This is a genomic window from Streptomyces sp. NPDC048111 (genome assembly GCF_043202815.1).
Lineage (GTDB): Bacteria > Actinomycetota > Actinomycetes > Streptomycetales > Streptomycetaceae > Streptomyces.
In genome coordinates, this window is record NZ_JBIDBD010000006.1 from 187,253 (window position 1) to 206,212 (window position 18,960).

The following is an 18,960-nucleotide window of genomic DNA, read 5'->3' on the forward strand; positions in this document are numbered from 1 at the left end:
ATGCGCGTCCTGGCCCAGATCGCCATGGTCATGAACCTCGACAAGTGCATCGGCTGTCACACCTGCTCGGTCACCTGCAAGCAGGCGTGGACCAACCGGCAGGGCACCGAGTACGTCTGGTTCAACAACGTCGAGACCCTCCCCGGCCAGGGCTATCCGCGCCGCTGGGAGGACCAGGAGAAGTGGAAGGGCGGCTGGGAGCGCACCCGCTCGGGCAGGCTGCGGCTGCGCGCCGGCAGCCGCCTCAAGCGGCTCGGCCAGGTCTTCGCCAACCCCGAACTCCCGGAGATCGACGACTACTACCAGCCGTGGACCTACGAGTACAAGAACCTGATCGACGCCCCCGCGGGCGACGACCTGCCGGTGGCCCGGCCCGTGTCCGGCCTGACCGGCGAGCCCCTCGACACCATCGCGTGGGGCCCGAACTGGGACGACAACCTGGGTGGCGCCCCCCGCAACGCCCCGCTCGACCCGCTCGTGGAGAAGATCCGCGACGAGGTGGGCGAGAAGATCCGCTTCGAGTTCGAGCAGAGCTTCATGTTCTATCTGCCGCGGGTGTGCGAGCACTGTCTGAACCCCGCGTGCGTCTCCTCGTGCCCGTCCGGCGCGATGTACAAGCGCGAGGAGGACGGCATCGTCCTGGTGGACCAGGACGACTGCCGCGGCTGGCGGATGTGCGTGACGGGCTGCCCGTACAAGAAGGTGTACTTCAACCACTCCACCGGCAAGGCCGAGAAGTGCACCTTCTGCTTCCCGCGCGTCGAGGTGGGCCTGCCCACCGTCTGCGCGGAGACCTGCGTGGGCCGGATGCGCTACCTCGGTGTGATGCTGTACGACGCCGACAAGGTGGCCGAGGCCGCCGCCGTCGAGGACGAACACGACCTGTATCCCAGCCAGTTGGAGTGCTTCCTCGACCCCGCGGACCCGGCGGTCGCCGCCGCCGCGCGGGCCTCGGGCATCACCGACGACTGGATCGAGGCGGCCCGCCGCTCCCCCGTGTACGACCTGATCGCCACCTACCAGGTGGCGCTGCCCCTGCATCCGGAGTACCGCACCATGCCGATGGTCTGGTACGTGCCGCCGCTCTCGCCGGTCGTCGAGGCGGTCGCCGCGAGCGGGCACGACGGCGAGGACGCGGGGAACCTGTTCGGCGCGATCGACGCGCTGCGGATCCCGGTGGAGTACCTGGCCGAACTCCTCACCGCGGGCGACCCCTACCCCGTGGAGGCGGTGCTGCGCCGGATGGCCGCGATGCGCGCCTACATGCGGCGCGTCAATCTCGGCGAGGAGCGCGACGAGTCCATCGCCACCGCCGTCGGTCTGACCGGCACCGAGATGGAGGACCTGTTCCGGCTGCTCGCCATCGCCAAGTACGAGGACCGGTACGTGGTGCCGAGCGCGGCCCGCGCCGACGCCGAGGCCCTGGCCGACTCGCATCCGCTCGACGACACCTGCCCGGTCGGCGAACCGGCCCCGGGGCGCGTCCTGTTGAACCTCTCGCCCACCCGGAGGAGCGCATGACCCCCGAGAACCCGGCCGTCCTGCGTCTGGTCGCGGCCCGCTGCCTGCGCTACCCCGACGAGGAGCTGTACGCACAACTGCCGCTCCTGAACGCCGCGTTGGACGGCAGTACGGACTCCGCGGCCGAGCGGCTCCAGGCCTTCCTCGACGTGGCGGCCGTCACCGAACCCCTGGATCTGGCCGCGCACTACACGTCCACCTTCGACACCCGCAACCGGCGCTGCCTGTACCTGACGTGGTGGACCGACGGCGACACCCGGCGCCGCGGTCTCTCGCTGGTCGGGCTCAAGCGGCTCTACCGCGACCACGGCCTGGAGTTCGGCGGCCAGGAACTGCCCGACTTCCTGCCCGCGGTGCTGGAGTTCGCGGGCCGGCACGAGGAGCCGGGCACCGAGCTGCTCCAGGAGCACCGCGCCGGTCTTGAACTGCTGCGGCTCGCCCTGACCGAGACCGGCACCCCGTACGCCGATGTCCTCGAAGCGGTGTGCGCGACCCTGCCGGGCACCTCACCCGCCACGAAGGCCGAGGCCAAGGCGCTGGCCAAGGCGGGCCCGCCCCGGGAGAGCGTGGGCCTCGAACCGCTCGGGCCGGGCGCCGGACCGCCCGGCCCCGGCGTCGAGCTGCCCTGGCCCGGCTTCCCCGAGAGGAAGGCATTCTGATGGACCTGATCCTGTGGGGCGTACTGCCCTATGTGTCGATCGCCCTGCTCATCGCGGGCACCCTGTGGCGGGCCCGCTACGACCGGTTCGGCTGGACCACCCGTTCCAGTCAGGTCCACGAGTCGAGGCTGCTGCGCATCGGCTCGCCGCTCTTCCACTTCGGGATGCTCTTCGTCGTGCTCGGCCACGTGGTGGGCCTGCTCGTCCCGCAGAGCTGGACGGACGCGGCGGGCGTCAGCGACCACACCTACCACCTGGTGGCCCTGTCCACCGGCGCGGTCGCCGGGGTGGCGGCGGCCTGCGGCATCGCGATCCTGGTGTACCGCCGCTGCACGGTGGCGGCCGTGCGCCGGGCGACGCTGCGCAGCGACCACCTGATGTACACCTTCCTGCTGGGCGCGCTCTTCCTCGGCCTGACGGCGACGATGATGAGTTCGGTGGGCGCGACCGGCGACTACGACTACCGCGAGGGCGTCTCCCTCTGGTTCCGCTCCCTGTTCACCTTGCAGCCGGACCACCACCTGATGGGCGCGGCCCCGCTGGTCTTCCAGCTGCACGTCCTGTTCGGCTTCACGCTGTTCGCGCTGATCCCCTACTCCCGTCTGGTGCACCTGTTCAGCGCGCCGGTCCAGTACCTGTTCCGCCCCTACGTCGTCTACCGGCGCCGCGACCCGTCACTGACCGCCAACCGGGCGGAGCGGCGCGGCTGGGAGAAGGTGCGATGAGCGGGCGGACGCTCGTGCGCCGGCCCCGCCACGCCGTGGCGGAGCGGCCCTTCATCGTCATCTGGGAGGCCACCCGGGCCTGCCCGCTCGCCTGTGCGCACTGCCGGGCCGAGGCGCGGCCGGACCGCGACCCGGGCGAGCTGGGCGGGGTGGACGCCCGCCGGCTGATGGACCAGGTCGCCGCGTTCGGCACACCCGGCCCGCTGTTCGTCATCACCGGAGGCGACCCCTTCCAGCGGCCCGACCTCAACGACCTGGTGGCGTACGGGACTTCGCTGGGTCTGAGGGTCGCCGTGTCGCCGTCCGGCACCCCGACCCTGAACCGCGCGAACCTCACGGCCGTTCGGGACGCGGGCGCGGTGGCGCTCTCGCTGTCCCTGGACGGCTCGACGGCCGCCCGCCACGACTCCTTCCGGGGCGTGGACGGCGTCTTCGACTGGACCCTGGACGGCTGGCGCACGGCCCGCGAACTCGGCCTCAAGGTGCAGATCAACACCACCGTGACCCGCACCGCCCTGCCCGACCTCGCCGACATCGCGGCGCTGGTCCGACGCGAGGGCGCGATGCTGTGGTCCGGCTTCGTCCTGGTGCCGACCGGCCGCGGCGCGCACCTGGACGCGCTGACGCCGGACGAGATCGAGGACGTCCTGCACTTCCTGTACGACTGCGGCTCGGTGATCGCCACCAAGACGACCGAGGGCCACCACTTCCGCCGCGTCGCCCTCCAGCGCGCGATCCTGGCCCGCCACGGCCAACAGCCCGCCGTCGGGCCGCTGTACGGCCAACTGATGGCGCGGGCGGGCGAGTTGGGGTTCTTCGAGGGCCCGGGCCGTGCGGTGCGCAGGCCTCCGATGGACGTGTCGTCGGGCCGCGGCTTCGTCTTCGTCTCGCACACCGGCGAGGTCCACCCCAGCGGCTTCCTGCCCCTGTCCGCGGGCAATGTGCGGCACCACCCGCTGGCCGACATCTACCGCGGCTCGGCCCTGTTCACCACCCTGCGCGATCCGGCGCTGCTGCGCGGCAAGTGCGGGCGCTGCGAGTTCAACTCCGTCTGCGGCGGCTCCCGTTCACGGGCGTACGGGCTGACCGGCGACGTGCTCGCCGCCGACCCGTGGTGCGCGTACGAGCCCGGCGGCTTCCCCCATCAGGACGACCTCCGCGAGGTGGCACCATGAGATCGGTCATCGTCGTCGGCGGCGGCATCAGCGGCCTCGCCGCCGCCTGGCAGCTGCGGGGACGCGCCGAGGTCACCGTCCTGGAGAGCCAGGCGCGCATCGGCGGCAAGCTGCGCACCGGGCGGCTGGCCGGGGTGGCCGTCGACGAGGGCGCGGAGTCCGTGATGGCGCTGCGCCCGGAGGCCGTCGAGCTCGCCGAGGCGGTCGGGCTCGGCGACGCGCTGAGCGACCCGGCGCCCGCGCCGGTGACCGTGTGGACCAGGGGGGCGCTGCGCCCGATGCCGCCCGGGCACCTCCTCGGCATCCCGTCCGATCCGGCGGCGCTCGCCGGTACGGGTCTGCTCTCCGAGGAGGGCCTCGCCTTCCTGCGCGCGGAGCCGGACCGCCCGGCTCCGCCGGTCACCGACGACGTCGCGATCTCCGCCTACCTCAGCGGACGCATCGGCCGCGAGGCGGTGGACCACCTGGTGGAGCCGCTGCTCGGCGGCGTGTACGCGGGCAGCACGGACGCGCTGTCGCTGCGCTCGGCGATGCCGGGCGTCGCGGCGCTCGCCGCGCGCGGCGGTCCCCTGCTCCCGGCCATCGGCGGCCGGCCGCGCCCCAGCGGCTCCTTCGTGCGCGGCATCGCGGGCGGCACCGAGCGGCTGCCGCTCGCCGTCGCACGGACGAGCGGGGCGCGCGTCCTGACCGGTACGGCCGTACGGTCCCTCGAACGCACCGCGTCCGGGACCTGGCGGGTGCACGCGGCGACCGCCGACGGCCCGCTGCTGCTCACCGCCGACGCCGTCATCCTCGCGGTGCCCGCCTTCGCGGCGGCGGCCCTGCTGCGCCCGCACGCGCCGACCGCCCACACCGCGCTGTCCGCGATCCCGTACGCGAGCACGGCCGTGGTGACGATGGCCTTCGTCCGCGACCGGCCCGGCGCCCACGCGCTGCCCTCCGGCAACGGCTTCCTCGTGCCGCCGGTGGACGGCCTCACGGTCAAGGCGGCCACCTTCCTCTCCAGCAAATGGCGCTGGCAGGCCGAGGCCGCGCCGCACCTCTTCCTGCTGCGCGCCTCGATCGGACGGGCCGGCGAGGAGCACCTGGTGGACCGCCCCGACCGCCATCTCGTGCGCACCGCCCTGCACGACCTGCACCTGGCGGCGGGCCCGACGGGCGAGCCGCTGGCGGCCCGCGTGACCCGCTGGGAGCGCGGTCTGCCCCAGTACACCGTGGGCCACGCGGCACGGCTGGCCCGCATCCGCGAGGACGTGGCACGCCTGCCGGGCCTTGAGGTGTGCGGAGCGGCGTACGAGGGCGTGGGCATCGCCGCCTGCGTGGCGACGGGGTTCGCGGCGGCGCGCCGGGTGGCGGAGGCCCTGGGCGCGCCGGACAGCGGGGGGCCGGGCGAGGACGTGCGCGAGGGCGCGCGGGTGGCGCCGGCGGGCTGAGCGGACGGCCCGGCGCGGGAGCCCGGCCACGGACGTGGATGCCGCGCGCGGTGCGGGGGCTCCCCCCATCGCCGCGCCCCACGCGCACCGCCCGCCGTCCCCGCCCAGGATGGGGGGCATGGAACGTCACCCTGCCCCGCGCACCCGGACCCGGGCCGCCGCCGCGTTCGGCGCCGCCGTACTGCTCGCCACAGCCATGGGCTGTTCCTCCGGGGCGAAGGACGACGGCGGGCTCACCGCCGGCAACGCCGACCCGGCCGGGCTCGCCGGCCAGAAGCTGGACTGGAAGGCGTGCCGGGCCCCCACCGCGGCCGAGGGCACGGGCCCGGCGCCCTCGCCGCCGCCCGGCGGCGGCGAGTGGAAGTGCGCCACCATGAAGGTGCCGCTCGACTACGCGGACCCCAAGGCCGGCACGCTGGACCTGGCCCTCATCCGCGCCGAGGCCACCGACCGGGCCCACCGCATCGGCTCGCTCATCTTCAACTTCGGCGGGCCCGGCGGCTCGGGCGTCACCACGCTGCCCGCCGCGGCGACCGACTACAAGGCGCTGCGCGCCCGGTACGACCTGGTCAGCTTCGACCCGCGCGGCGTCGGCGCGAGCGCACCCGTGCAGTGCGAGAACGACTCCCAGCTCGACACCTACTTCGCGCAGAACGCCACCCCCGACGACGCCGCCCAGGAGAAGGCGTACGTCGAGGGGCTCGCGTCGTTCGCCACCGCCTGCCAGGACAACTCCGGCAAGGTGCTGCCCCATGTGGGCACCACCAGCGCGGCCCGCGACATGGACCTGATGCGCCAGGTCCTGGGCGACCCGAAGCTGTCCTACATGGGCATCTCGTACGGCACCGAACTGGGCGGTGTCTACGCGCACCTGTTCCCGCAGAACGTCGGACGCGCCGTGTTCGACGGGGTCGTCGACCCGACGAGCGACGTCGAGCAGGGCGCGATCGGCCAGGCCAAGGGCTTCCAGCTGGCCCTCGACAACTTCGCGCAGAACTGCGTGGACCGGGGCGACAAGTGCCTGCTGCGCGGCGCCAACGTCAAGGAGGTCGAGGACGTCGTCGTGCAACTGCTCGCCCGGCTCGGCAAGAAGCCGATCCCCGCGGGCAACAGCGGCCGCTCGCTCACCCGGACCCAGGCCACCAACGGCATCGCGCAGGCCCTGTACTCCAAGGAGTACTGGCCGCTGCTCGAACAGGGCGTGGACGAGGCCGAGGGCGGTGACGGCGCGCTGCTCCTGGTCCTGTCGGACGCGATGAACGGGCGCGCCAAGGACGGCACGTACAGCAACATCCAGGCGGCCAACGCGGCCATCAACTGCGCCGATTTCAAACAGCGTTACTCACTGGAGCAGACCAAGGCCAAGCTGCCGGAGTTCCGCGCGGCCTCGCGCGTGTTCGGCGACTTCATGGGCTGGGGCCTGATGGGCTGCTCCCAGTGGCCGGTGGCCGGGCAGTGGACCACGCCCGACGTGAGCGCGCCGGGCTCGGCCCCCATCGTCGTCGTCGGCAACACCGGTGACCCCGCGACGCCGTACGCGGGCGCCCGCAACATGGTCGACAAGCTGGGCCCGGGCGTGGGCGTGGAGCTCACGTACAAGGGGCAGGGGCACGGGGCGTACAACAGCGGCGACAAGTGCGTGCAGAACGCGGTGAACAGCTACCTCCTGGAAGGAAAGGTGCCTTCGGCCGGAGCCGTCTGCCAGTAGCGCGCGCCTGTCCGGCCGCGGGCCGGCGGGGGCCGCTCGCGCAGTTCCCCGCGCCCCTTGCGGGGTCGCGGGGAACCGTGCGAGCGCTCGTGGGCGGCCCGCGGTGTGCGTGTCCGGCGCCTAGTAGATCGGCTTCTCCGGTTCGATCTGGTTGACCCAGCCGATCACGCCGCCGCCCACGTGGACGGCGTCCGAGAAGCCGGCCGACTTGAGGACCGCGAGGACCTCCGCCGAACGGACGCCCGTCTTGCAGTGCAGGACGATGCGCTTGTCCTGGGGCAGGGCTTCGAGGGCCGTGCCCATCAGGAACTCGTTCTTGGGGATCAGCTTCGCGCCCGGGATCGAGACGATCTCGTACTCGTTTGGCTCGCGGACGTCGATGATCTCGATCTTCTCGTCCCCGTCGATCCACTCCTTGAGCTGCCGCGGAGTGATCGTCGAACCCATGGCCGCTTCCTGGGCCTCCTCGGACACGACGCCGCAGAAGGCCTCGTAGTCGATGAGTTCGGTGACGGTCGGGTTCTCGCCGCAGACCGCGCAGTCCGGGTCCTTGCGGACCTTGACCTGGCGGTACTGCATCTCCAGGGCGTCGTAGATCATCAGCCGGCCGACCAGCGGCTCGCCGATGCCCGCGAGGAGCTTGATGGCCTCGTTGACCTGGATGGAGCCGATGGAGGCGCAGAGCACGCCGAGGACGCCGCCCTCGGCGCAGCTCGGGACCATGCCCGGCGGCGGGGGCTCCGGGTAGAGGCAGCGGTAGCAGGGGCCGTGCTCGGACCAGAACACCGAGGCCTGGCCGTCGAAGCGGTAGATCGAGCCCCACACGTACGGCTTGTTGAGCAGCACGCACGCGTCATTGACGAGGTAGCGGGTCGCGAAGTTGTCCGTGCCGTCGACGATCAGGTCGTACTGGCTGAAGATCTCCATCACGTTCTCGGCTTCGAGCCGCTCTTCGTGGAGGATCACGTTCACGTACGGATTGATGCCCTGGACCGTGTCCCGGGCGGATTCGGCCTTCGAGCGGCCGATGTCGGCCTGGCTGTGGATGATCTGGCGCTGCAGGTTCGACTCGTCGACCTCGTCGAACTCCACGATGCCGAGCGTGCCGACACCGGCGGCGGCCAGGTACATCAGGGCCGGGGAGCCGAGCCCGCCGGCGCCCACGGCGAGCACCTTCGCGTTCTTCAGTCGCTTCTGCCCGTCCATCCCGACGTCGGGGATGATCAGGTGGCGCGAATACCTGCGGACCTCGTCTACGGTGAGCTCAGCTGCTGGCTCGACCAGGGGTGGCAGCGACACGGAAACTCCGTCGGTCGGTAAGTCAGTACGGTTGTTCTCTCCGTAACACTGCCACGCACCTCCTCATTCCGAGATACCAGGTCCGATCCGCGAGACGATTTCGTCCCAGTAGCCGGGCAGGGCCTCGAATGGGTCGATCTGTCCGTTTCCGCACCGGGCGTGGTCCAGGCGGTCCGTGAAGTAGATCGTGCCGGCGCCCTGCCAGCGGGCGATCCTCAGCGCCTCCTCCAGATGCGGCCGTGGCACCCCGTGGACGAAGTGGCAGAAGCGCTCCGGCGGGTAGTCGGCGGTCCATTCGGCCACCTGCGACCAGCGGTAGTCGTGCCACGGCCCGGTGTACGTGATCAACTGGTCGGCGGCCTCCGCGTATCCCGGGTGCGGATGGGTGCCGTGCCCGAAGACCAGGTGGGCGCCCTCGCGCAGGGCCCGGAGGGTCTCGGCGGTGCGCCGCATGGCGGGAAGCGCGTCTCGCTCCGTGGGACAGCGGTCGAGCAGGAAGCCGTCGACCCGGTACCAGTCGAGATAGCGGTGGGCCTCGGAGACCTGCTCGCCGAAGGGGCGCTGCCCGTACGCCGTGTCGAGGTGGCCGAGCACCCGGATCCCCGCGTTGCGCAGCTTGCCGACGGCTTCGAGGCAGTGCGGGTCCGGCCGGCTGCCGGGGCCGCCCGCGGCGCCGCCGGACACATTGAGCACGGCCCAGTGCAACGGCGTTCCGGGGCGCGTGAGTTCGGCCCATTCCATGGGGGCGACCAGGGGGTGGGCATAGCCCGGGACACCGATGCCGAGCCGGTCGGCGCCGGTCGCCGCGCGCCGGCCGAGCAGCCGGGTCAGATTCGGCATGCCGCCTCCATCCAGATGTCGGCGAGCGACTCCTCCAGATTGATCCGGGGCCGCCAGCCGAGCCGGTCGCGGGCGGTGCGCACATCGGCCTGCTGCCAGCTGCCGCAGCCGTCGGGGTAGGGGGCGGGCGCGGCGGCGAGGTGTTCGAGAGCGGCCTCGCCGGAGCGCGGCGAGCCGATGAGACCCGGCCGCAGACCGGGCGGGCCCTCGAGCTCGTGCAGGGCGCCCGCGTACCCGGCGACCCTGGCCAGGACGGCCGCCGCGTCACGCAGTTTGACCGAGCGGCCGGTCCCGATGTTGACCACGCCCTGTGCGGCGGAGAGCGATGCGGCGTGCACGGCCCGCGCCACATCGCGTACGTCGACGAAGTCCCGCTGCACGCCGAGCCCGCCGAGCTTGAGTTCACCGTCCCCCGACTGCATGGCCCGCCGCATCGCCTCGGCGAGCCGGCCCAGCGGGGAGCCGGCCGGGGTGCCGGGCCCGACGGGCGAGAAGACGCGCAGCACGATCGCGTCGAGGCCGGAGCCGAGGACGAGTTCGGTGGCGGCCAGCTTGGAGACGCCGTACGGGCCGCCGGGCCGCGGCACCGCGTCCTCGGCGGTGGAGGATCCGGGCTGCGAGGGCCCGTACTCCGACGCGCAGCCGATCTGCACCAGACGCGCCCCGCAGCCGCTGCGCCGCAGGGCCTCGCAGACGGTGGCGACGGCGACGGTGTTGTGCCGGGTCAGTTCGCGGGCGCCGCCGCGGGTGGCCCCCGCGCAGTTGACGACGACCCCCGGGTGCACGGCGTCCAGGAAGCGGGTCAGGGCTCCCGGGCTGCCGGTGGCGAGGTCGAACCGTACGTCGGCGTCGTCGCCGCGCCCGAGGGCGGTGAGCTGCACGGCGGGGTCGGCGAGCAGCCGGTCGGCGACGAACCGGCCGAGGTATCCGTTGGCTCCGAGCAGCAGCACCCTCATCGCGCGGTCCTTCCGTGCGGACGGCGGGAGGCCGGTGGCAGGGCGGTCATGATGTCGTTCTCCTTCGATTGCCTTCCCGCCGGTTCCTGGGGCGGACGGGCGGGGTCGGCGCTTCGGTGGGGTGGGCGCGGTCGGTCGGGCGCCTCACTGGTCACAGTGGGCCGAGGCGCGGGCCAGGACGGCGGCGGCTCGGACGAGCAGGGCGAGGGCGGCGGCTCCGCACACGAGCACGGGCACGGACCCGGGCCCCCAGGTCTGGACGGCGGCGTGGACCGGTCGCCCGACGAGGGCGCAGCCGGGCAGCCGGGCGGTGAACACGGAGGCCAGGGCGGCCAGTTCGGCGTACGCGGCGACGACCAGCACCTTGGTGGCGGCGCCGGAGAAGCCGTGCGCGGCGAGCAGGCGGGCGAGCCAGAGCAGCATGCCGAGAGCGCACGCGGGCACGAACAGGCCGTCGTGGTACAGCAGTTGAGTGAGCGTCAGGCACGCCGCGAGACCGGCGAGGAAGAGCGCCGCGGTCGCCAGGAGCAGCGGTCTCGACCGGCCCGAGAACTCGGCGAGGCCGCGGCTGGAGGCGAGCTTCCTGCGGGCCTGTACGGAGAAGAGCCGGGCGCATCCGGCCGCGGGCGCCACGGCGAGGGCGAGGCCGGTGGCCGCCGCCGCGTCGAGCGGCCAGGCGCCGTCCGGTCCGCCGCGCACGGCGTCGGCGAGCAGGCCGTCACCGCCGACGGCGTACGCGAGGAGGCAGCAGGCGGCGATGCGGGCGGCGGTCCTGTCACCCGGGCCCGCCCGCAGCGGGCCGCGCCGCAGGGCCAGGACCAGGACCGCGGCGAGCACGACGGCGCCGAGCACGCCGGCCGCGAGGCGGCCCCAGCCGTCGGTGAGCCGAACGCCTGCGACGGCAAAGGCGCAGACCGGCCCGGGCAGCAGCGCCCACAGAATCCATCCGGCCCGCGCATGCCCCAACTCCCGTGCCTCGTCCGGGGTTTCGGCGCCTCGGGGGACGCGGGCGTAGAGCTCCTCGGCCAGCGAGAAGACGTCGCGGTGGCGGAAGCGCGCGGCGGTCCGGTCGGTGACACCGTGCGCTTCGAGGCCGGCCGCGATCTCCAGCGGGTCGACGGCGCGTTCGCAGAGTTCGCGGTGGCGGTGCATGAGCGCCTTGACCGGGTCGGCGGGACCGCGCCGGGCAGGGGTGGGACCGGCAGCGGTCCGGGCAGGGGCGGGGCCGGTCCGGCGCGCGGGCTGGTCGGAGAGGGCCTCGCGGGCCGGGCCGTCGGCGGGGGCGGGGGGCAGGTCGGTCATGCGCCGGCACCTTCTTCCGCGGTGCCGAGGCGCTGCTGGGCCAGGAAGGCGAGCGGCCCGGCGGCCCGGTGCGGCGCGGCGGACGTCAGACGGGCCGCGGTCGGGGCCGCCCAGCGTCCGGGCACATGGGCCTCGGCGGGGTGCGCGAAGGGTTGCGGGGCGGTCGCCGCGTCGGGGTTCTCGCGGTGGACCGGGTTGTGCGACATGAGTTCCAGGTAAATGCCGCGAAATGCCGCGAGGTTCTGCTCGACGGTGAACAGTTCGAGCGCGCGGGCGCGGGCGGCGGCGCCCAGGCGCGCGCGCCGCTCGGGGTCGCGCAGCAGCGTCACACAGGCGTCGGCGAGGGCGCGGGGGTTGCGCGGCGGCACCACCAGGCCCGTACCGCCGATGACCTCGACGACGGCTCCGGTGTCCGTGGAGACGGTGGCCCGGCCGCAGAACATGGCCTCGACCAGGCTGAGCGGGAAGCCCTCCACGACGCTGGACAGGACGACGACGCTTCCGGCGGCATAGGCGTCGGCGGGTTCGGGGGCCTCGGCGCCGCCGATCTCCTCGAAGGAGACGGGGTTGTCGCCGACGGCGTGGGCGTCGGCGGCCTCGTCGGGGAAGAGCTGGGCGGCGAGGTTGCGGCAGTGCGCGAGGTAGCTCACGGCCTCCGCGCCGCGCACGGGCACCGAGATGAGCCGCAGCCGCGCCTCGGGCTCCGCCCGGCGCACCTCCGCGAAGGCGTGCAGCAGGGCGACGAGGTCCTTGGCGGGCTCGATCCTCCCGACCCACACCAGGGTGTGCGGGTCCCCGCCGTAGGCGCCCTCGCCCACCGCGTGGAAGCGGTCGGCCGGCATGCCCGGGTAGACGGTGCGCAGCTTGGCCCGGTCGGCGCCGCAGCGCTCCTGCCAGCGGCGCGCGTGGGTGTTTCCGGGGGTCACCAGTTCGGCCCGCGCGTACACCTCGGCGGCCAGGCGCCGCTCGAAGCCCGCCTGCAACGCCCTTACGGGGGCCGGGAGTTGGGCATGGGCGAGGTACTGGGCGCGCAGCTGGACTCCGTACTCGGTGACCAGGAGCGGGACCCCGCAGAAGCGTTTGGCCAGGAGCCCGGGCAGGGCGGCGCGGCCGCCGGACGCGGCATGGCTGAGGTCGACGGCGCCGAGCGCGTCGTCGCCGTACCAGTCGAGGGAGAGCGGGCCCAGGGCGCGGTCGAGCAGGTCCGCGAAGGCGAGGTGGTCGGGGACCCGGGCGGCCTGGACCGCGCGGTTGGCGCCGGGCGCGCGGCAGGCGGCCTCCAGCGTGCGCACGGCCGTCTCGCCGCGCAGCTCGCCACCGAGTCCGCCCTGCTCGCGGGCGAGGTCGGCCAGACCGTAGAGCCCCTCGGCGAACGCGTCGGCCCCTTCGGTTCCCGTACCGCACACGGCGGTGGCGAGCCGTCCGAAGTGGGCGGCGAACTCCCGGCGCTCGCGGCGCCCGTAGGCGCGCCCGGCGCGGCGGCGGTGCGCGGGGCGCCGCTCGGGCGCGGCCCAGAGCGGGGCGGTGCGCACCCGGCGCACCTGCGGCGGCAGCTCGACCAGGCCCTGTTCCTCCTGGGCGCGGCTGCGGCTCAGCGCGAATATGTCGAACTCGTGCCGCGCGAGCCCGCGCACGAGCCGGTCGCACCACAGCCTCGACTCGCCGGTCGTGTACGGATATCCGCCGTCCGTCAGCAGTCCGATCCTCATGTGCGCACCCCCGATCTCCCTTGTGGGCGGCCGCCGTTGACCACGGCGACTCGCAGCGGGAAGAACGTATGCGGATATGCCGGTGGCGCGACGGACGGTTGTCCGTCGCGCCACCGGAAGGGGTGAATGCACGTAACTTTCCCGACCCGGTGGCGTTCGGTCGCGCTACGGGTCGGCGCGATCACACACGGCTACGCCGTGGCGGCTTCTTGGCGCCTGCGGTACTGCCGGGGCTCGTCGGGGCGGCGCGGCGCCCGCCCGGGGCGCCCGGGCACTGCCGTGCCGTCGCACGGCCCTCCATCGACCCTCAACTCACGGGATACACCCACGGGTTGGGCCGGCACGCGATCCCGTCGATGTCCAGGGACTTGGTCTGCTGCTGCATCACCGGGGCGAGCGCGCCGGGCGTGCGGCAGCTCACGTGGTTGTGTCCGAGCCGGTGTCCGACCTCGTGGTTGATCAGCATCTGCCGGTAGGCGAGCATCGCCTTGCCCCAGCCGAACGTCACCGAGCCCTGCGCCCAGCGGAAGGCGTTGATCATCACGCGGTCGGTGGCGGCGGAGTCGCAGGAGACGTTGTCCTCCGTGGTGTCCAGGCCGGACTTGCCGCACCACACACCGGTGGTGCCGGGGCTCGCCAGGGTGATCACGAAGTCCGGCTTGCCCGAGGAGATCCGCTCGAAGGTCATCGCGCCGCCGTGCGACCAGCTGCGGTCGTCGTTGAGCGTCTTCTGCACGGCCTCCGCGAACAGGCCGCCGTCCAGGCCGAGCCCGCGCTCGATGTCCACCCGGTAGCGGTACTTGCGGCCCTTGCCGGGCGCCGCGTCGGCGCCGGGGACCGTCTCGAACGTGCCCGCCCCGGTGAGCTTGGGGTCCAACGGGTACTGCTGGGCCATCTTCTGGTCGTACGTCAGGACCGCGGGGGCGGCCTGCGGCGTGGCGCGGCCGCTGCCGCGCGAGGCCGAACCGTCGTCCCCGGCACGGGCCTTGTCCTTCGCGGACTGGCCCGCGGCATCGTGCCGGGTGCCGTCGGAGGTCACCTGTCCGGCGACGACGACGGCGAGCACGGTGGTCACGGCGGCGGCGGCGATCCCGGTGAACGTCCGCCCCTTGGAAGCCTTGGTCTTCGTCTTCACCTTCGTCTTGTGCTCAGCGGGCCCGGCCTCACGCAGGGGCACCGCAATGCCGGAGGGACGCGGCCGGTCCTGGGCCGGCGCCGTGGGCCCGTCGAAGGCGTCGAGGGAGGAGCGGCGAGGCCCGGGGATGCGGGGCGCCGCGCCCTGGGGAGCCGTTGGCACGGGACGCGGCCCGCCCTGCCGGACGCCGGAACGGGCCCGGGTGCCGCCCGCCGGAGTGTCCTCGGAGTGCTGCGGGTGGCCGCCGCGCACCTGCGGGACGCCGAAGGCGGGGGTGCCCGCGCCGCGGTGGCCCTCGGGGCCGTCACCCGCCCAGGCCTCTCGTCTGCGCCGGCCGCTGCCGGTGGCGGAGGCCTGCCCGGCCTCGGGGGCGGGGGGCGCCGCGGGTATGGGCGTCGCGTCGGCGGAGCCCCTGGGTCGGCTGTGTCGTCCCACGCCCCGGATCAGCTCCTGTTGTCTCGGTCGTCGCCGCGGTGCCCGCCGCGTCCGGTGTCGTCCATCAGCTCCCGTACGGCCCTGGCGACCGTCTCGGGGTACTCCATCATCGCCACGTGTCCGGCGTCGGGCAGCGTCAGCAGGCGTGCGTCCCGGAAGGCGGCCGCCGCCCGGCGGGCCATCCGGTACGAGACGAGCTGGTCCCGCGCCCCGTACACGAGCAGCGTCGGCGCGAGCACCCGCTCGGCCTGCCGCCAGAGCCCGTGCTGGCCGCCCAGGGTGTACGCGTCCACGATGCCACGCGCCGAGCGGGCCATCGCGTCCCAGAAGTACGGCAGTTGGAGGCGCCGCTCCATCTCCCTGACGGCGGCCTCGAAGCCCTCGGCGCTGACCCGGGCCGGGTCGCCGTAGCAGAGGGCCATCATGCCCCGGGTGCGGTCCTCGGCACTCCAGTCGCGGGTGAGCCGGGCGAAGAGCGAGGCCACGCCAGGCAGCGCGACCAGCGCGGTGGGCCAGGCGCTGCGCTGCACCCGGATCTCCGGCAGGGCCGGCGAGACGAGGGTGAGGGTGCGCACCAGGTCGGGGCGGACGGCGGCGACCCGGGTGGAGACGGCGCCGCCCAGCGAGTTGCCGATGAGGTGGACCGGCCCGCGGCCCGCCGCGTCGAGCATCCGGATCACGGCGCGGGCGTGCCCGGTCACCGAGTAGTTGCCGTCGTCCGGCGGCGGGGAGTCACCGAAGCCGGGCAGATCGGGCGCCTCGCCCTCGACCCGGTCGGCGAGCAGCGCCATCAGGGCCGACCAGTTCTGCGACGAACCGCCGAGCCCGTGCACGTACAGCGCGGGTTCGAGGCCGGCGCGGGTGCCCGGCCGGGAGCGGACGTTCAGGGTGAGGCCGGGCAGGCTCACGGAGCGCAGCTCCTCGCCCTCCGCGACCTGGACCGCGCTCACCAGGGGCGCCGGGGCGGCGGCGGCAAGCGTGTCCGGCGGCTCGGTCGAAGACATGCGGCAATGTTACGAGACGATCACACCGTGGCTCATGTGTTCGCCGTCACAGGCCGTATAGCGCCCCGCCCGGGGAACTCCTAGGCTCGTAAGCAAGCCCCCGAATCACTCGTAGTGGCCGAAAAGGGAGCAGTCATGTCCGTCGATCCCAGCGATCCGGAAACCTTCCGCACCGAGGCGGAGAACACCGCCGAACTGTCCGAGGAGACCCCCGAGGCGGACGCGGCCGAGCAGCAGGCCGAGGTGCGCCAGGACCGCGACGAACCCCTGAGCCGCGTGGACCCGGGCGTCGCCAATGAGGCCGATGCGGTCGAACAGGCGCGAGTGGTCGCCCTGGACGAGGACGACTACCGGTGATTTGCCCGGTTTACCTCGGGTATCTGCGGCTACCCAGCGCGTCCGGTCCGTGAAATTCTGCGTTCGCACCGCGCACAGCCGGGTTACCCAAAAGTACGATGGCGGCGCGCGTACATCGCGCACCGGAACAACTTTGGGAGGCGGCGTGACAGCCATCGAGCAGACCGAGGCGGCGCGCCCGCGGGGCACGCGCCTGCCGCGCCGGGCCCGCCGCAATCAGCTGCTGGGCGCGGCCCAGGAAGTCTTCGTCGCGCAGGGTTACCACGCGGCCGCCATGGACGACATCGCGGAGCGGGCGGGCGTCTCGAAGCCGGTGCTCTACCAGCACTTCCCCGGCAAGCTGGAGCTCTACCTCGCCCTGCTCGACCAGCACTGCGAGTCACTGCTGCACGCGGTGCGCACGGCGCTCGCGTCCACCTCGGACAACAAGCTCCGCGTCGCCGCCACGATGGACGCCTACTTCGCCTACGTCGAGGACGAGGGCGGCGCCTTCCGGCTCGTCTTCGAGTCCGACCTGACCAACGAGCCGGCCGTCCGCGAGCGGGTGGACCGGGTCAGCCTCCAGTGCGCCGAGGCGATCTCGGACGTCATCGCCGAGGACACCGGCCTGTCCAAGGACGAGTCGATGCTGCTGGCCGTGGGCCTCGGCGGTGTCTCGCAGGTGGTGGCCCGCTACTGGCTGTCCAGCGAGTCGACGATCCCCCGCGACAAGGCCGTCGCGCTGCTCACCTCGCTGGCCTGGCGCGGCATCGCGGGCTTCCCGCTGCACGGCACCGAAGGCCACTGAACGCCCGCGGGCCGGTCATTCCCGGATCCTGTTCGCTCCTGGCGTTCGGCGACCGGCCGTGACCGGTCGTCTCTCCGGGCTAATGTGTGCAGCGTACGGCGCGGCTGACCGCGCACCGCACGAGGTCGGAGGGACATAGCCGTGGAGGTCAAGATCGGCGTGCAGCACGCACCCCGGGAGATCGTTCTGGAGAGCGGGCAGTCCGCCGAAGAGGTCGAGAGCGCGGTATCCGACGCCCTCGCCGGCAAGGCGCAGCTGCTCAGCCTCACGGACGACAAGGGCCGCAGGATCCTGGTACCGGCCGACAAGATCGCGTACGTGGAGATCGGCGAGCCCGCGGTCCGCCGCGTGGGCTTCGGCGCGCTGTAGTACCCGGCACACCGCGGAAGGGGTGCCACCGGCTCTCGCCGGTGGCACCCCTTCCGTGCGTCTGGACACCCCTTTTGCGCGTCGCGCGCGCCCTTCGCCCGTTGCTTCCTCCCGGTGAGGGGAGGGTTGCGTTCCGCGAGGGTCGGGTAGGACGGGCTGTGACCGATTCCGTCCCGGCCGAACCCTGGGAGGCGACGTACATGCTGCTGGAAGCCCTTGGCTCCGTACTGCTCGGATTCGCTCTCGCGTGGGTCGCAGCCGCCCGGTTGTCCCACCGTCTGCCCGACCGCCGCACCGTGCTCGGTGTCGGCCCGCTCGCCGGTCTGTTCGGCGCGTTCCTGACCCACTCGGCGATCGGCCCGGGCCACGGGGTGACCACGGTGCTCGGCGCCACGTTCGTCGCGTCCGTCACGCTCTCGCTGCTGCTGCGCCCCACCCGCCGCCTGCGCCGGTCCGCGGCGTAGGCGGCACTGCCGGGGCGCGCGCCCCGTTGACGAGACGTCAGGCGGCCAGGCCGAGGGCGGCCATCCGCTTGGTGTGGGCCTTGGTGATCCGCGAGAACATCTCGCCGACCGCCGCCAGGTCGAAGCCCGCGGCCACGCCGTCGACCCCGCCGACCAGCATCGTGGAGAGCGCGTCGCGCTCGGCCACCACGCGCTGGGCCTGGGAGAGCGCCTCGCCCATCAGACGCCGCGCCCACAGCGCGAGCCGCCCGCCCACCCGCGGGTCGGCCTCGATCGCGGCGCGCACCTTCTCCACCGCGAAATTGCCGTGCCCGGTGTCGTCGAGGACCGACAGGACCAGCGAGCGGGTGTCGGAGTCCAGGTGGTTGGCGACCTCGCGGTAGAAGTCGCTCGCGATCGAGTCGCCCACGTACGCCTTGACCAGGCCCTCCAGCCAGTCCGACGGGGCGGTCTGCTGGTGGAAGTCGTCCAGCGCCTTGGCGAACGGCTCCATCGCGGCCGTCGGCTCGGCGTCGATCTGCGCGAGCCGGCCCCGCAACTGCTCGAAGTGCTGGAATTCGGCGGACGCCATCTTCGCCAGCTCCGCCTTGTCCCCGAGGGTCGGGGCGAGCTTCGCGTCGTCGGCGAGCCGCTCGAAGGCGGCGAGTTCGCCGTAGGCGAGGGCGCCGAGGAGGTCCACGACCGCCGCACGGTACTGGGGGACCGCGGAGGCCGCCGCCCAGTCCTGGGCGGCGATCCCGGTGCGCTCGGGCTCCGGGGTGGTTTCTTCGGCTGCAGTGGCGTTGTCAGACGTCTCCATAAGCCGCACAATAGCCCGCCCGGGGAGGGCTGTAAGGGCCGTCTTCCTCACACCCTTACCACCGGTCCCGTGAATTCGCCCGACACACATGCGCGAATCCGGGGTACAGTGGTAATGCGCCCGGCGAGTAATCTGCGACGGGCCGCACGAATGAGGATGCCCGGTCGGTTGCTCCGGTCGGCTCCGACCCGACAGCCCTCCGTGGGGTGCGTATCAGTACGTGCCACCGAAGAGGGATCCCTCAGCGGCACGAGCGCTTGAGCGACGGCAGTGGTCCCGCGCC

General features: G+C 73.4%; 18 protein-coding genes. 10 read left to right on the forward strand and 8 right to left on the reverse strand.

Features of this window, described 5'->3' with window-relative positions:
- The 6 genes from narH (at position 1) to ACGF3I_RS14065 (ending at position 7,221) form a co-directional block, all read left to right on the forward strand.
- Entirely contained in the window at positions 1-1,521 is a 1,521-nt protein-coding gene (narH, locus tag ACGF3I_RS14040) for a nitrate reductase subunit beta (protein WP_393131540.1), read from the forward strand.
- Positions 1,518-2,180 (forward strand): nitrate reductase molybdenum cofactor assembly chaperone, encoded by a 663-nt coding sequence (gene narJ, locus ACGF3I_RS14045; protein WP_393131542.1) that lies wholly within the window; start codon positions 1,518-1,520, stop codon positions 2,178-2,180. Before narH ends, narJ begins: the two co-directional genes overlap by 4 nt.
- Positions 2,180-2,905, forward strand: coding sequence for a respiratory nitrate reductase subunit gamma (narI, locus tag ACGF3I_RS14050; RefSeq protein WP_393131544.1), 726 nt, complete (start codon positions 2,180-2,182; stop codon positions 2,903-2,905). Before narJ ends, narI begins: the two co-directional genes overlap by 1 nt.
- Positions 2,902-4,080 carry a TIGR04053 family radical SAM/SPASM domain-containing protein gene (locus ACGF3I_RS14055; RefSeq protein ID WP_393131546.1) on the forward strand — a complete coding sequence of 393 codons (1,179 nt, stop codon included), beginning with the start codon at positions 2,902-2,904 and terminating at the stop codon, positions 4,078-4,080. The genes narI and ACGF3I_RS14055 overlap by 4 nt, the downstream gene beginning before the upstream one ends.
- A complete protein-coding gene (gene hemG / locus ACGF3I_RS14060; RefSeq protein ID WP_393131548.1) occupies positions 4,077-5,513 on the forward strand; it encodes a protoporphyrinogen oxidase in 1,437 nt (478 codons plus the stop codon). The genes ACGF3I_RS14055 and hemG overlap by 4 nt, the downstream gene beginning before the upstream one ends.
- A 118-nt stretch (positions 5,514-5,631) precedes the next feature.
- Positions 5,632-7,221: an alpha/beta hydrolase gene (locus ACGF3I_RS14065; protein ID WP_393131550.1), complete on the forward strand. Its 1,590-nt coding sequence runs from the start codon at positions 5,632-5,634 to the stop codon at positions 7,219-7,221.
- A gap of 120 nt (positions 7,222-7,341) precedes the next feature.
- Here the strand turns inward: ACGF3I_RS14065 and moeZ are convergent, their stop codons facing one another.
- The 7 genes from moeZ to ACGF3I_RS14100 form a co-directional block, all read right to left on the reverse strand.
- The gene (gene moeZ, locus ACGF3I_RS14070; protein ID WP_393131552.1) at positions 7,342-8,520 is read right to left on the reverse strand and encodes an adenylyltransferase/sulfurtransferase MoeZ; all 1,179 of its coding nucleotides are present in this window, start codon (positions 8,518-8,520) and stop codon (positions 7,342-7,344) included.
- A gap of 63 nt (positions 8,521-8,583) precedes the next feature.
- The gene (locus tag ACGF3I_RS14075; protein WP_393131554.1) at positions 8,584-9,360 is read right to left on the reverse strand and encodes a spherulation-specific family 4 protein; all 777 of its coding nucleotides are present in this window, start codon (positions 9,358-9,360) and stop codon (positions 8,584-8,586) included.
- On the reverse strand, positions 9,348-10,316 hold the full coding sequence (locus ACGF3I_RS14080) for an NAD-dependent epimerase/dehydratase family protein (protein WP_393131556.1): 969 nt from the start codon (positions 10,314-10,316) through the stop codon (positions 9,348-9,350). Before ACGF3I_RS14080 ends, ACGF3I_RS14075 begins: the two co-directional genes overlap by 13 nt.
- 144 nt (positions 10,317-10,460) lie before the next feature.
- Positions 10,461-11,618 carry a hypothetical protein gene (locus tag ACGF3I_RS14085; protein ID WP_393131558.1) on the reverse strand — a complete coding sequence of 386 codons (1,158 nt, stop codon included), beginning with the start codon at positions 11,616-11,618 and terminating at the stop codon, positions 10,461-10,463.
- Complete coding sequence (locus ACGF3I_RS14090; protein WP_393131560.1) at positions 11,615-13,327, reverse strand: DUF3492 domain-containing protein; 1,713 nt, start codon at positions 13,325-13,327, stop codon at positions 11,615-11,617. Before ACGF3I_RS14090 ends, ACGF3I_RS14085 begins: the two co-directional genes overlap by 4 nt.
- Positions 13,328-13,634: 307 nt before the next feature.
- On the reverse strand, positions 13,635-14,897 hold the full coding sequence (locus ACGF3I_RS14095) for a DUF3152 domain-containing protein (RefSeq protein WP_393131562.1): 1,263 nt from the start codon (positions 14,895-14,897) through the stop codon (positions 13,635-13,637).
- A gap of 8 nt (positions 14,898-14,905) precedes the next feature.
- A complete protein-coding gene (locus ACGF3I_RS14100; RefSeq protein ID WP_393131564.1) occupies positions 14,906-15,901 on the reverse strand; it encodes an alpha/beta fold hydrolase in 996 nt (331 codons plus the stop codon).
- 135 nt (positions 15,902-16,036) lie between these two features.
- Between ACGF3I_RS14100 and ACGF3I_RS14105 the strand changes: the two genes are divergently transcribed.
- The 4 genes from ACGF3I_RS14105 (at position 16,037) to ACGF3I_RS14120 (ending at position 17,878) form a co-directional block, all read left to right on the forward strand.
- A complete protein-coding gene (locus ACGF3I_RS14105) occupies positions 16,037-16,258 on the forward strand; it encodes a hypothetical protein (protein ID WP_393131566.1) in 222 nt (73 codons plus the stop codon).
- Positions 16,259-16,403: 145 nt separating this feature from the next.
- Positions 16,404-17,045 carry a TetR/AcrR family transcriptional regulator gene (locus tag ACGF3I_RS14110; protein WP_114038889.1) on the forward strand — a complete coding sequence of 214 codons (642 nt, stop codon included), beginning with the start codon at positions 16,404-16,406 and terminating at the stop codon, positions 17,043-17,045.
- A 141-nt stretch (positions 17,046-17,186) separates the two neighbouring features.
- Entirely contained in the window at positions 17,187-17,414 is a 228-nt protein-coding gene (locus ACGF3I_RS14115) for a DUF3107 domain-containing protein (RefSeq protein WP_393131568.1), read from the forward strand.
- Positions 17,415-17,614: 200 nt separating this feature from the next.
- Positions 17,615-17,878 (forward strand): hypothetical protein, encoded by a 264-nt coding sequence (locus tag ACGF3I_RS14120; RefSeq protein WP_393131774.1) that lies wholly within the window; start codon positions 17,615-17,617, stop codon positions 17,876-17,878.
- A gap of 37 nt (positions 17,879-17,915) precedes the next feature.
- Here ACGF3I_RS14120 and ACGF3I_RS14125 read toward each other — a convergent pair whose 3' ends face one another.
- On the reverse strand, positions 17,916-18,677 hold the full coding sequence (locus ACGF3I_RS14125; protein WP_393131570.1) for a ferritin-like fold-containing protein: 762 nt from the start codon (positions 18,675-18,677) through the stop codon (positions 17,916-17,918).
- Positions 18,678-18,960: the final 283 nt, after the last annotated feature.